Genomic DNA, 12,707 nt, shown 5'->3' with positions numbered 1-12,707 from the left:
AGGGTGAATTTCGCTCATGTACTCCGTTGACAACAGGGCCGGTCGTCTCATCGAGGTGAGGCTCGCATCACCGCTCCCGACTGGCGAGGTCGACGCGTGCATCGCCCGGATCCAGGGCGTCGTGACCCAGAACCGGCATGGCGCTGTTGTCTGCATCGAGCTGCTCCAGGTCGACGTGCTCGCGCCCGAGAGCGCGGAGAAGTTCCTGGAGATGATGCGGATCCAGAACGCCACGGTGCACCGGACGGCCTACCTGCTGCCGGTGTCGAACGCGATCCTGGGGCTCCAGGTAGAGCGCCTCATCCGGGACGCGCACAACTCGAGCCGAAAGGCGTTTCGCGACACCACCTCGCTCGAGGCCTGGCTCGTCCCGGTGATGACGATGGTGGAGGCGCAGCAGCTCCGGAAGTTCCTGTCCCAGCTCGGCTGAGGTGGCGCCGCCCGCGGCGCGCGCCGCGGGCGCCCCGCCGCGCAAGGATCTAGCCGCGGACGAACGGCAGGTACTTCGGCTGCCAGAACCGCGCCTTCACATAGGCCTCGACGTTCCCGGCGTCGACCTTCTTGCTCCTCGCGACGCCGTCCTCGAACGCCGCGCGGATGACCGCGATGGCGACGCGCGTGGAGACCTCCTGGAGCTCCTCCACGGGCGGGTAGATGAGCCCCTTGTCGAGGTGCTTCTCCGCCGTGTAGTCGACGAGCGCATACGCCGCCGCGAGCACCATGCCGTCCGTGATCTCGCGCGCGTCGGACAGGATGGAGCCGAACCCGAGCCCCGGGAAGATGAAGGCGTTGTTCCCCTGGCCGATGGGGAGGGTCTTGCCGTCGAGCTCCACGGGCGGGAACGGGCTGCCGGTCGCGACGAGCGCGCGGCCCTCGGTCAGGGCGAGGATCTCCTCGGGGAGCGCCTCGCAGGCGCTCGTCGGGTTGGAGAGGGCGAAGATGACCGGCCGCGGGGTGTTGGCGGCCATGGCCTTGATCACGGGCTCGCTGAACGAGCGCGGCTGCCCGGACAGCCCGAGGAGCACGGTCGCGCGCGTGTTCTCGAGGGTCTCGAGCAGCGTCGGCACGGCCCCGGCCTTCTTCCATGCGGCGATCTTCCCCGGATCCTGCGCGAACTTGCGCTTGTACTCCTCCATCGGGCGGTCCTTCGCGAGGAGGCCCTTGGAGTCGAGGACAAAGATGCGGGCGAGCGCCTCGTCCTCGGTGAGCCCCTCGCGGAGCATCCCCTGGCAGATGGCCCAGGCGACGCCGACGCCGCCCGCGCCCGCGCCGTGGATGACCACCGCTTGGTCCCTGAGCCGCTCGCCGCGCAGCCTGCACGCGGCGACCACGCCCGCGAGGGTGACTGCCCCTGTCCCCTGGATATCGTCGTTGAAGGAGGGGATCACCTTCCGGTACCGATCCAGCACGGAGAAGGCGGCCTCCTTGGAGAGGTCCTCCCACTGGATGACGGCGCGCGGGCAGCTGCTCTTCACGGCGTCGACGAACCTGTCGAAGAAGTCGAAGTAGGCGTCGCCGCGCAGGCGGCGCTGGCGAACACCGAGGTAGAACGGGTCCTCGATGAGATCGGCTCGGTCGGTCCCCACGTCGAGGACCACGGGCATCGTGTGGAACGGGCTCACGCCGCCGCCCGCGGTGTAGAGCGCGAGCTTGCCGATCGGGATGGCGAGCCCGCCGTAACCCTGGTCGCCGATGCCGAGGATCGCGGAGGAGTCGGTCGCCACGATCATGCGCACGTCCTCCCACGGGAAGCTCGCGAGCACACGCTCGGCGCGATCGATGTTCACGGGGGAGAACGAGACGCCGCGCGCGCTCTGATAGAGGAAGTTGAACTGCTGCACGGCCTCGCCCACGGTCGGCGTGTAGACGATGGGCAGCATCTCGCCGAGGTGGCGATTGAGCAGCGCATAGTAGAGGATCTCGTTGCGCTCCTGGAGCGCCCGCAGATACTGATACTTGGCGATCGGCGTCGGCTCGCGGCGAAACCCGCCATAGACGCGGGCGAGCTGCTGATCCATGGTGTTGACCTGCGGCGGGAGCAGCCCGTCGAGCCCGAGGTTCACGCGCTCTTCCGGCGTGAAGGCCGTCCCCTTGTTGGTCATGACGAGCCTGAGGAGGGCGATTCCGTCGAAGTACACCTCCATGTACTCGCGGCCATAGGCGTCTCTCTTGACGTCGAAATACTTTGAGATCCTCACCATGGAGGCATCGTAGACCGATGCGCGCGCGCCGGCGAGCGTTCCTTGAGCTTGCAAGCGGGCGAACTCGAGTTGTTCCCGGTCGGTGAATGGAGTGTTTCTCACAGGGGTATCGCCGGCGGGCGAACCCGGGCGGATCCTGCTCGCCGGATGCAGTGCTTCTCACATTGTTATCGCCTCGTGGTATAGAGGCGCGATGCGACGCGTTGCCGTCATTGGAGGCGGTCTGGCCGGGTGCATCGTTGCGTTCCGGCGAGCGATGGCGGGCGACCAGGTGACGCTCGTCGAGGCGGCTCCGCGGGTCGGCGGACAGCTCTGGACGGAGCGGGCCTCTGGCTTCGTCGTCGAGCTCGGCGCCGAGGGGTTCATCGCGCGGAGCGAGGCAGTCCCTGGGCTGGCGAGCGCGCTCGGCATCGCCGGCGATCTCGTCGGTCAGGAGACGCACCGGTCGTTCGGCTTCGACGGCGTCGCGCTGCGGGAGCTCGCGCCGGGCGAGGCGGCGGAGTTCCTCGGCTTCCAGGTGCCGCGCGACGAGCTCGGCAAGGGGATCCGGACCTTCCGCCTCGGGATGGCGCAGCTGACCGAGACGCTCGCGCTCGCGATCGCCGGGCACGTCGAGGTGCGCTCCTCCGCAGCGGTCGCCTCGCTCGCGCCGGTGGCCGGCGGCTTCCGCCTCGCGCTCGCCGGAGGCGCCGAGATCGACGCCGACGCGGTCGTCCTCGCCACCCACGCCGCCGGCGCGGCCGCGCTGCTCGGCGAGGCGGGGCGGGCGCTCCGCGGCGCCGAGACGCTCTCCAGCGTGACGGTCTCGCTGGCGTACCCGCGCGCCGCGATCGAGCACCCGCTCGACGGCACCGGCTTCGTCGTCGCCGCGGGGCACCAGGCGCACGGCTTCCGCGCGTGCACGTTCACGACCTCGAAGTTCGCCGAGCGCGCCCCCGCCGGCCACGTCACGCTTCGCCTCTTCTTCCGCCCGGATCCGGCGGACCTCGAGCAGATGGGCGACGACGCCTGGACGGCGCGCGCCGAGGCCTCGCTCGCCCGCGTGCTGCGCGTGCACGGGCCCTCGGAGCGCGCGTGGGTCTCGCGCTGGTCGAGCGCGCTCCCGGTCTCCACCCCCGCCCACGCGGCGCGGGTCCGGGAGGTCGAGCAGGCGCTCGCCGGCAGCGGCGTCCTCCTCGCCGGATCGGCGTTCCACGGATCCGGGATCGACGCCGCCGTGCGCTCCGCCGAGGCGGCCGCGGAGCGCGTCGGGGCGCTGTAGCGCGCTGTCGCGCTCCGGCGCTGCGAGCCGCGCGGCCTGCCGGCATCGATCTGCGGTGACAGGCTCGACCCGGACGGGCGAGGATGCGCACCATGACCACGGAAGTCACCGGCCGCCGCTGCGCGCGCCACGTCGAGGGGCGCCTCGCGCTCGGCTTCATCGCGGCGTGCGTGGCCGCGGGCTGCCGTGACCAGCCGCCGCGGCCGACCGCCGAGAGCGCGCCGCCCGTCGCGGCGAGCTCGCCTGCCGCCGTCGCTTCGGCGAGCAGCGCCGCGCCACCGGCGCCGTCGGCGTTGCCCGCGTCGCCGGCCCTGCCCGCGCCGAGCGCGCGCCCGCTCACCGAGAAGGAGAAGCAGGCGCTCGCCACGTACAAGGCCGCGCTGGCGAGAGGCCGGCTCGCGACCAAGAAGCAGGACTTCAAGGCGGCCATCCAGGCGTTCTCCGAGGCGATCGCCGCGGACCCGAGCGACGCGCGGGCGCTCGCGGAGCGAGGCTTCGCGCACCTGACCGCGGGCGACAGCGACGCGGCGGACGACGATTTCGACGCGGCGCTCGCGGGGGCGGGCGATCCCGAGCTGCGCTCCCAGATCTGGTTCAACCTCGGGCTCCTGCGCGACAGGGCGGGCGACGTCGAGGCGGCCCGGGTCGCTTATGCCAACGCGCACCTGCTCAAGCCCTCGGCGGCGACGCGCGGCAAGCTCGCCGGCAGATCGACGTGCACCGTGGAGGTCCGCAAGGCCGACCTCGAGGGCGCCGAGCTCGTGAAGGAGTGGACCGAGCTCCTCGCGCGGATCGGCACCGCCGAGGAGGCGCCCGGCGAGGCGACGAGCGAGGCGGCGGCGCGAGAGCGCCTGTGCAGGCCCGACTCGCGGTGGGCGGACAGCCCGTGCGCCGGCGATCCGCCGTGGGTATTCCCTCGCGACTACATGATGTACGTGCACCACACCAACCATGTGGTCTTCCCCCGCAAGCCGGACGGGTTCCTGGTCGTGAACGGCGGTCATTCGGGGGGCTGGCCCGCGCACTGCCATGGGATACGCAGCGTGAGCGGCTCGGTCGAGGGGGGGCTGCTCGTGGTCGAGAGCAACTTCAACGGCGCGGGCGCGGTCTACGACGGAGAGGTCGATGGCGAGATGCGCTGTCGGGACGGTGCGAGCTACCGCGAGCGGACCTTCTATGACCCGCGCACCGGCCGGGCGATCGTGGCGCTGCGCTGGCCGGCCGGGAGCGAGGCCGACGTGAAGGTGCAGGGCGGTGAGCTGGTCGTCTCTGGCGGCGGCTGCAACGAGCGAGTTCGGCTCGGCGCCAGCGCCAGCCCCAGCGCCAGCGCCAGCGCTAACGTCAGCACGAAATAGGCCACGAGGTGCGCTGCGCGCCGTCGCCTGCTGCTGTCGCTCCCGGCTCAGGGGGCCTGAGCGCCGTCGTGGGTCGTGCGTGACGCCCTCGGCATATCCAGGTCCAGGGCGGGCGCCTGGAAACAGACAATGGCGTGGCACTTCCATTGCACCGAGGACTGCACTGAGGACTGCACCGACGCGCTCGGACCGGCGATCGCCGAGGGAGCGCCAGTATCGAAGGCGTTGAAGTCGTTGAAGGCGACGAAGGCGACGAAAAAAACAATCGACTCGAGGAACTTTTCTGTTGCGCAGCCCGTCCAAGGGGAGTACTTAATCGGAACACGAGGATTCGCCATGTTCAGCCGCCGCGACAACCTGCAGCTCGTCACCATCCTGTCCAAGTCGGGAACGCCCGATGCGGCCATGGCATGGGCTCGCCTGCTGGGTGGTGAACATTGGGCGCATAATCCAGGCTACCCTTGCGGCCTCCGTCCGTCGCGGAAGCTCGGTAACCCGGAGAATAGCGCCTAGAGGCAGCTAAGCACGCGTCGATCGACGACGTTCGCGAAGGCCGCCTCGGGAAACCCAGGCGGCCTTCGGCGTTCTGGGGGCTTGTGGGCTGTCGGCTCGTTGCGGCGATCGGCCCGCTCGTGGGCTGGAGATCTGCCGTGGGCTGTCGGCCTGCTGGTGGGCTGGAGATCTGCTGTTGGCTGTCGGCCTACTGTGGATCGCCGGCTGCCGGCGAGTTGAGGAGATGAGTTGTCTTGCGCGCAGCGCGCGACGTCGTCGCGTGCCGTGGTGGGGGAGTTGCGCCCGGAGAAAGGAGGCGCGGCAGAGAATGCGTTGGGAGCATTCGATTCGAGGATGAGCGCCGCGGCGCGCGTTCACGGCGCCGGGTAATGCTTTCGCGGAATGGTCGACGTGTATTGGCTTGCTGACACAGCAGGCCATGCGGAGGTGTGCCCTCCGCGCGGACCCGTAGCTCAGCTGGATAGAGCAGCCGCCTCTTAAGCGGACGGTTGGAGGTTCGATTCCTCTCGGGTCCACCTGTCCTCGCCGGCGCAGCCGCGCCGGCAATGGGGGACACCTGATCTGTGACAATCCAGGATGATGTAGATGGAGGCGCGCTGCGCCTCCATGTTCCGGTGTAGCTCAATGGTAGAGCGCCCGCCTGTTAAGCGGGTGGTTGGAGGTTCGATTCCTCCCGCCGGAGCCGCGCCCCCACCGCGGGAGGCAGGCCCGTTTCGCTCACGCGAGGCGCCGGCTCGCCGCCGGCCGGGGGCGCGTCGGCGCCTCGTTCGAGCGGGTGCTGCGGGATGTAGCCTAGTGGAAAGGCGCCTCATCTGGGGTGAGGAGATCCGCCGGTTCGATTCCGGCCATCCCGACGATGGTTTGCGTGGGTGTTTCTCTTCTGGTGAAGAGGGCAGGTTGTGACCCTGCGGAGGCGGGTTCGATCCCCGTACGCCCACCCAGGACGGGTCGAACGGGCTCGGTTATCTTTGGGAGATCAACCCGAGCGCGCTCTTTTATCCGTCCTCTTTTGCCCGGGGGCCCGGGCCGGAGGTGGTGTGATGGCCGATTATCTGAAGCACTTCGCCGCGCTGGTCACCCCGCAGCGGCAGAAGGCCCGCGCCGATCAGGTGAAGAACGGCGCCGGCGGCTTCGCCTTCGCCCTCGACGCGTGGGCGAGGCTCGACCGCTGGCTGATCCTCGGCGCCGAGGGGGGGACCTACTACGCGACCGAGCGGAAGCTCACGGTGGAGAACGCCCGCGCCGTCGAGGCGTGCCTCGCCGCGGACGGGCCCCGCGCCGTGCAGCGCATCGTCGACATCAGCAGCTCGGGGCGAGCGCCGAAGAACGCGCCCGCGATCTTCGCGCTCGCGATCGCCGCCGCCGACGCGAAGCTCGAGACCCGTCAGGCCGCCCTCGCGGCCTTGCCCGAGGTGTGCCGCACGGGGACGGATCTCTTCCACTTCACTCGTGATGTGCAGGGGTTCCGCAAGTGGGGGCGCGGGCTCCGGTCCGCCGTCGCCGCCTGGTACAACGACAAGCCCGTCGACAGGGTCGCGTACCAGGCGATGAAGTACCAGCAGCGCGACGGCTTCAGCCACCGCGATCTCCTGCGGCTCGCGCACCCGGTCGCGCCGACCCCGCAGCACGACGCCCTTTACCGCTGGATCGTCGGCGGCATCGAGGCGCTCGGGAAGGAGTCGGCGCGCGGCAAGGCGCTGCCGATGAGCGATCTGCCGGACGCGGTGCGCGCGTTCGAGTCGCTCCGCGCGGCGACCAACCGCAAGCAGGTCACCGCGCTGATCAGGCAGCATCGCTTCACGCACGAGATGCTCCTGACCGAGTGGAAGAACGACCCCGCGGTCTGGGAGGCGCTGCTCGAGCACATGCCTCAGACAGCGCTCCTCCGGAACCTGGGAAAGATGACCGCGATCGGCCTGCTCTCGCCGATGAGCGACGCGTCCCGCAGGGTGGCGCGACAGCTCACCGACGCCGGGCGCCTGCGCGCGGCCCGGATCCACCCCATCGCCGTGCTCTCGGCCCTCAAGGTCTATGAGCAGGGCCACGGCGAGCGCGCTCGCCGGCGCGCCAACGCGCTCTCGTGGACCCCGGTCCGCGAGGTCGTCGACGCGCTGAACGAGGCGTTCTACCTCGCGTTCCGGGAGGTCGAGCCGACGGGGAAGAAGCACCTCCTGGCGCTCGACATCTCCGGGTCCATGACCAGCGGATCCATCGCCGGCGTCCCTGGCTTGACGCCGCGCGTGGCGAGCGCAGCCATGGCGATGGCGACGGCGAGGATCGAGCGCGAGTACGGCGTCGTCGGCTTCTCGGCGGCGCCGGGCGGATACGGCGGCAAGTGGGGCGGGGGCGTCTCCGGCCTCACGCCGCTGGCGATATCGCCGGAGCAGCGCCTCGACGACGTGCTGCGCGCGGTGAATGGCCTGCCCTTCGGCGGCACCGACTGCGCGTTGCCGATGGTCTGGGCGAAGCGGAACCGGGTAGAGGTCGACGCGTTCGTCATCTACACGGACAACGAGACCTGGGCGGGCGGCGTTCACCCGTTCCAGGCGCTCAGGGAATACCGGCAGGCGATGGGCCGACCGGCCCGGCTGATCGTCGTCGGCATGACGTCGACCGGCTTCTCGATCGCCGATCCCACGGACCCCGGCATGCTCGATGTCGTGGGGTTCGACGGGGCGGCCCCCCAGGTGATGGCGGATTTCACCCGGGGTGTCTCGTGACAGGCAGCGTGACGGACGGGCTCCGCCGGCCCGTCCGTCCGACGAGGGCGCCTCACGAGCGCCCTCCTTTTGCGGGACGCCGCCATGATGGATGGCACCTGTCCTTCACCCTTTGCCCGGGATCTCCCGGGCCTCGGAGGGACAGTTCTCGTGGTTCGACTCCAGCGTTCCGCTCTCAGCAACTGCCCCCGAGCCCGAATGGATAGGGGCCGGCCTACGAAGCCGGTCGATGCGGGTTCGAGTCCCGCCGGGGGCGCCGGGATCTCCTCTCCGTCGCCCGCTCTCTCGCCCGCTCCGGGCCGAAGGACGACGGTTCTCGGATCCCGACCTTGCCGCCGTAGCTCAGCCTGGTAGAGCACCTGACATTCCGCTCTCCACCCGTTTGCCCGATCCGGGCCGAAGGAGGACGGTTACCATCCATCTGGATGACGCGGGTTCGAATCCCGTCGGCGGCGCTGGTTTGCCCTCGTATGCATCTGGTGAGGCAGCCTGATTGTCGATCAGGTGAGGGGAGTTCGATCCTCCTCGGGGGCGCCTCGGGGTGTGCGTCATGGAGACGGCGGAGCCTCCAAAACTCCTGCGAGAAGGTTCGATTCCTTCACGCCCCGCCGCAAAGAAAGGAGCGCGATGAACCCAATAAGAACGATGAGTGATCGTCCAATGGACGAGGAGGTAAAGGAGGTAAATGAGATAAGGGACGTGGGGAGACAAGGAGATGGATGTTCGATGATGAAGATCTGACGCCAGAGCCGCTGGCTCGGGGTGATAGTTCAACCGGGAGAACACTGCCTTCGCACGGCAGGGATCGAGGTTCGACCCCTCGTCGCTCCACCGGACGGGCCAATGCTCGTGGGTTACCATGCCGCTTGGCAGTTCCCCCTTGGGGCCTCCCCACGGCGCCCTTTGCCCGTTCGTTCGTCTCGTTGCCGAGGCGGGCCGCCGTCCGGCGGCCGCACACGATGTGCGGGCGCGCGGCGCCCGGCGGCCCGCCTCTTTTTTCGATGAACCCGCGGTGGTAGCTCAACGGTAGAGTGCGAGCGTGCCAGGCTCGCGATGGGAGTTCGATTCTCCTCCACCGCTCCTGTCAGGGGCCGCCCCTCGCGGCGCTCTGCGCCCGCGACGTCGCGGCGCCGGGGCCGCAGGTCGGCTCTCCTGTTCAGCGCTTATCATGTGTCCCTGTCCCCATCTCGCTAGAGGCTCAGGCGGCCGGATTTTCGCTCCGGAGGCGCGGGTTCGAATCCCGCTGGGGACACCGGGCCGCTCCGCTCGCCAGCGTGCGCCTTTGGGCGCCCGCGCCCGAGCGGGCGAGCCTGCCAATTCCATCTTGAGGATAGATTTCTGGGTGTGGCTCAACCTGGTAGAGCACCGGCTTCGGGAGCCGGGGACTGGGGGTTCGAATCCCCCCACCCAGACCGCGGAGGGGCGACTGCTCCGCCGCGACGCGCGACGAAGACCCTCTGGGTGTGGCTCAACCTGGTAGAGCACCGGCTCGGGGAGCCGGGGGCTGGAGGTTCGAATCCTCCCACTCAGACCGCGTCGCGCGGACGTCACCGTGACGGAACGGCATACGTGGCAGGCTGAGATCCTGCGCCCTTCGGGGTATGTGGGTTCGAGTCCCACCGGTGACACCCTGCCCGGGTGGCGAAACGGCAAACGCTGCTGGCTTAGACCCAGCCATCTGGGGGTTCGACTCCCTCCCCGGGCACCGATTGCGTCTAACCTGGAGTGACGTCATGAAGAGAAAGAGACGATAGAGAGGTGGGCCATGACCGCGCAGACGCTGCTTTTGACGCCATGGATGGTGCCCCATAAGGTCATCCCCTGGCAGACCGCCGTCACGATGAGCTTCCTGGGCAAGGTGGAGGTCATCGAGGTGTACGACGACGTCATCCGGTCGCCGTCGCTCTCCATCAAGGCGCCCGCGGTGGTGCGGCTGAAGCGGCCGACGCTTGGGATGAAGCGCGGCGTGAAGTTCTCGCGGCTCAACGTCCTCCTGCGCGACGGCTTCCGCTGCCAGTACTGCGGCGTGCAGAAGGTGGCCCGTGAGCTCAACTACGATCACGTCATCCCGCGTGTGCAGGGTGGCAAGACCGTCTGGGACAACATCGTCGCTTCCTGCTACGCGTGCAACTCGGCGAAGCGGGGGCGTACCCCGGAGCAGGCCGGCATGAAGCTGCTCCGCGCCCCCGTGAAGCCGAAGTGGCTGCCGCCCGCGCCCGTCATGGGCCTGAGCGAGCGGCGCATCCCGGAGGTGTGGGCAGGCTACTGCGCGAGCTCGGGGTGAGCTGAGCCCCTCGCGCCGGCGCGCCCGCGGCCCGTCGTGCAGACGGCGGGTCGGGCGCGTCGGCGCGCGTCGGGGCTTCCGCCGGCGGCCGCGCGGGTGCAGGATGGCCAGGCATGGAGACGCGTCAGGCCGAAGGCCGCGCGGAGGACGAGGACGCGCCGTTCCCCGCGATCCTGCGGGGCTGGCTCATCGAGGGAGAGCTCGGCCGCGGCGGGATGGGGCGCGTCTTCCGGGCGCGGCACCCGAAGACGCGGGCGCGGGCGGCGATCAAGGTGCTGCTCGGCGACTACGCCCGCCGGCCGGACGTCGTGGCTCGCTTCCGGCAGGAGGCGATCGCCGTCAACATCATCAACCACCCCGGCATCGTCCGTGTCTTCGACTCCGGTGAGCTCGAGGACGGCTCGCCCTACATCGTGATGGAGTACCTGGACGGGCGGGGGCTGCGCGACTGGGTGCAGGCCGTGCCGGCCGCGGATCGGCCGCGGCAGGTCGTGCGGCTCGGCTACCAGATCGCGTCGGCCATGGCCGCGGCCCACGCGTCCAAGGTCGTCCACCGCGATCTGAAGCCGGAGAACATCATGGTGATCGACGACGAGCTCGCCCCCGGGGGCAGCCGCGTCAAGATCCTCGATTTCGGCATCGCGAAGGTCCTCTGGGGCGGCCTCCCCGAGGTGCTGGAGCTGGACGCGAGGGGCTCCATCGCGCCCGCTTCCGTGCCCACGCTCCGCACCGAGCTCTCGGCGCCGACCGCGCCGACGGTGGGGATGGCGCCCGACCCCGAGAGCGCCGCCGGCTGGGCGGGGATCGCGAGCGGCCCTGCGAGCGACGCGCGCACGACGGCGGAGAGCGAAGAGAGCTCGACGGCGGAGAGCGACCCGCGAGAGGACGACGCGCTCCGGAGCCTTCCTCGCGTGAGCCTCGAGAGGCCTGCGATCCAGACCTCCCCCGCGCCGGTCGAGATCCCGCCCGGGGTGGTCTCCGCTGCCGCGGGGCGCGTGTCCATCGAGCCCGCCGGGCCCGCGTCGAGCGGCGGGGGCGCGGGACAGCCCACGATGCCGTTCACGCAGGAAGGCGCGTGGGGCCTCGGGACGAGGAGCTACATGGCGCCGGAGCAGGAGCGCCACTCCGGGAGCGTCGACGTCAAGGCGGACGTCTACTCCCTCGGCGTCATCCTCTACGAGCTGCTCGAGGGGCAGACGCCGGACGCGCCGCGCGGCGCGTGGCCGCCCCCGATGAGCGCCGCCACGCCGCCCGATCTCGTCGCCCTCGTCCACCGGGTGCTGTCGTTCGACCCCGATGCGCGGCCGCGCATGGCGGAGGTGGCGACGGCGCTGCACCGGCTCGGCCGGGCGAAGAAGGAGCTCGACGAGGCGCTCTCGAGGTGGGTCGCGAGCGGCAGGGCGCCGAGGCTCCTGCCGCGCGGAAAGGCGCTGCACGAGCTGTCCGCGTGGGCCCGGGACATCGACGACCTGTCGGGCCTGGAGCGCAGCTTCCTCGACGCGGCCCTCGGCGCGGAGGCCCGCCGCGAGCGGCTCACGCGGGTGCTCCTTGCGCTCGGCGTGGTCTTCCTGATGGGCATGGTCGCGACGACCACGGTGTTCTGGGTGCACGCGACGCGGGCGCGCGCGACGGCCGAGGCCGCCGAGCGCGCCGCGCGGGAGCACAGCCGCCTCGAGGCGGCCGCGAACTCCTCCGCGCAGGAGGCCCTCGCGAAGATGACCGAGGCGCAGCGCGCCACCGAGGAGGCGCTCGCGCTCGCGATGAAGGCGAGCGACGACGCGAAGAGCGCCAACTCCGCCAGGGACTCGATGACCGAGGCGAAGCGCCTGGCCGAGGGCGCCGAGCTCCGCGCGAGGCGCGCGGCGCAGGCCGCGGCCGCCGCGAAGGCGGAGGCCGACGAGCGCTACGAGCAGTCGAGGAGCGCCATGGAGCGCGAGATCGCCGGGCTCGAGGGCGACCGCGAGCGCCTGTCGGCGCGGCTCGGACAGGCCGAGGACGAGCGCGAGAGGGTGAGGGCCGCCCTCCGCTCGAGCGAGCACGAGCTCAGGGCCGCCCTGTCGGAGCTGAGGCGCGAGTCCACGCGCGTGGGCCTGCTCGAGCGCAGGCTCGACGAGGCCTCCGCGCAGATCGACGCGCTGGAGAGGCAGAACGAGGAGTGCGCCCTGCGGCAGCGCAGGGCGCGGCCGCAGCCAGAGCCTCCCGCGGACGGGGACATGCCTCCTGCGAAGGAAGAGAGAGAGGAGATCGCGACGCCGCCGGCCGAGCCTCCGGCGGAGCCGAAGCCTCGGCCGGCGCCCCGCTGGCGGTGGCGACGCGATACGACGATATAGCCTCGGCGGACAGCGGGAGGCGGGGCTCGCGCCGCGCGCCCGA

At 70.7% G+C, this 12,707-nt stretch carries 8 protein-coding genes and 15 tRNA genes; 22 read left to right on the top strand and 1 reads right to left on the bottom strand.

All coding sequences use genetic code 11. From position 1 onward, the window contains the following. Nucleotides 1–16 precede the first annotated feature (16 nt). Complete coding sequence (locus tag WMF34_RS28995; RefSeq protein ID WP_012238232.1) at nucleotides 17–430, top strand: hypothetical protein; 414 nt, start codon at nucleotides 17–19, stop codon at nucleotides 428–430. A gap of 49 nt (nucleotides 431–479) precedes the next feature. Here WMF34_RS28995 and WMF34_RS28990 read toward each other — a convergent pair whose 3' ends face one another. After that, entirely contained in the window at nucleotides 480–2,198 is a 1,719-nt protein-coding gene (locus tag WMF34_RS28990) for an NAD-dependent malic enzyme (RefSeq protein WP_437994673.1), read from the bottom strand. 196 nt (nucleotides 2,199–2,394) lie between these two features. Between WMF34_RS28990 and WMF34_RS28985 the strand changes: the two genes are divergently transcribed. The 21 genes from WMF34_RS28985 (at nucleotide 2,395) to WMF34_RS28885 (ending at nucleotide 12,664) form a co-directional block, all read left to right on the top strand. Then, nucleotides 2,395–3,462: a protoporphyrinogen/coproporphyrinogen oxidase gene (locus tag WMF34_RS28985; protein WP_437989829.1), complete on the top strand. Its 1,068-nt coding sequence runs from the start codon at nucleotides 2,395–2,397 to the stop codon at nucleotides 3,460–3,462. A 92-nt stretch (nucleotides 3,463–3,554) separates the two neighbouring features. After that, on the top strand, nucleotides 3,555–4,817 hold the full coding sequence (locus WMF34_RS28980) for a hypothetical protein (protein ID WP_437989828.1): 1,263 nt from the start codon (nucleotides 3,555–3,557) through the stop codon (nucleotides 4,815–4,817). A gap of 129 nt (nucleotides 4,818–4,946) precedes the next feature. Beyond that, nucleotides 4,947–5,330: a hypothetical protein gene (locus WMF34_RS28975; RefSeq protein WP_437989827.1), complete on the top strand. Its 384-nt coding sequence runs from the start codon at nucleotides 4,947–4,949 to the stop codon at nucleotides 5,328–5,330. 441 nt (nucleotides 5,331–5,771) lie between these two features. Next, nucleotides 5,772–5,845 (top strand) — tRNA-Lys (locus WMF34_RS28970). A gap of 95 nt (nucleotides 5,846–5,940) precedes the next feature. Next, nucleotides 5,941–6,012 (top strand) — tRNA-Asn (locus WMF34_RS28965). A 99-nt stretch (nucleotides 6,013–6,111) separates the two neighbouring features. Next, nucleotides 6,112–6,184 (top strand) — tRNA-Pro (locus WMF34_RS28960). A 12-nt stretch (nucleotides 6,185–6,196) separates the two neighbouring features. Beyond that, a tRNA-His gene (locus tag WMF34_RS28955) sits at nucleotides 6,197–6,271 on the top strand. A gap of 99 nt (nucleotides 6,272–6,370) precedes the next feature. Then, a complete protein-coding gene (locus WMF34_RS28950; RefSeq protein ID WP_437989826.1) occupies nucleotides 6,371–8,050 on the top strand; it encodes a TROVE domain-containing protein in 1,680 nt (559 codons plus the stop codon). 184 nt (nucleotides 8,051–8,234) lie between these two features. Further along, a tRNA-Arg gene (locus tag WMF34_RS28945) sits at nucleotides 8,235–8,306 on the top strand. A gap of 75 nt (nucleotides 8,307–8,381) precedes the next feature. Next, nucleotides 8,382–8,505: transfer RNA gene (locus WMF34_RS28940), tRNA-OTHER, on the top strand. 7 nt (nucleotides 8,506–8,512) lie between these two features. Then, nucleotides 8,513–8,584 (top strand) — tRNA-Asp (locus tag WMF34_RS28935). A 4-nt stretch (nucleotides 8,585–8,588) separates the two neighbouring features. Next, nucleotides 8,589–8,658: transfer RNA gene (locus WMF34_RS28930), tRNA-Trp, on the top strand. A 151-nt stretch (nucleotides 8,659–8,809) separates the two neighbouring features. Then, a tRNA-Ala gene (locus WMF34_RS28925) sits at nucleotides 8,810–8,881 on the top strand. A 178-nt stretch (nucleotides 8,882–9,059) separates the two neighbouring features. Further along, a tRNA-Gly gene (locus tag WMF34_RS28920) sits at nucleotides 9,060–9,130 on the top strand. Between the two features lie 98 nt (nucleotides 9,131–9,228). Then, a tRNA-Glu gene (locus WMF34_RS28915) sits at nucleotides 9,229–9,302 on the top strand. 86 nt (nucleotides 9,303–9,388) lie between these two features. Next, nucleotides 9,389–9,462, top strand: a tRNA-Pro gene (locus tag WMF34_RS28910). A 45-nt stretch (nucleotides 9,463–9,507) separates the two neighbouring features. Then, a tRNA-Pro gene (locus WMF34_RS28905) sits at nucleotides 9,508–9,581 on the top strand. Between the two features lie 15 nt (nucleotides 9,582–9,596). Continuing rightward, a tRNA-Leu gene (locus tag WMF34_RS28900) sits at nucleotides 9,597–9,678 on the top strand. Between the two features lie 4 nt (nucleotides 9,679–9,682). Further along, nucleotides 9,683–9,755, top strand: a tRNA-Leu gene (locus WMF34_RS28895). Between the two features lie 93 nt (nucleotides 9,756–9,848). Further along, on the top strand, nucleotides 9,849–10,334 hold the full coding sequence (locus tag WMF34_RS28890; protein ID WP_437989825.1) for an HNH endonuclease: 486 nt from the start codon (nucleotides 9,849–9,851) through the stop codon (nucleotides 10,332–10,334). A gap of 113 nt (nucleotides 10,335–10,447) precedes the next feature. Next, nucleotides 10,448–12,664 carry a protein kinase domain-containing protein gene (locus WMF34_RS28885; RefSeq protein WP_437989824.1) on the top strand — a complete coding sequence of 739 codons (2,217 nt, stop codon included), beginning with the start codon at nucleotides 10,448–10,450 and terminating at the stop codon, nucleotides 12,662–12,664. Nucleotides 12,665–12,707: the final 43 nt, after the last annotated feature.

The organism is Sorangium sp. So ce145 (assembly GCF_051525985.1).
Classification (GTDB): Bacteria; Myxococcota_A; Polyangia; order Polyangiales; family Polyangiaceae; genus Sorangium; species Sorangium cellulosum_B.
Note: the sequence above shows the minus strand (reverse complement) of the source record. Positions and strands in the feature narration are given on the sequence as shown.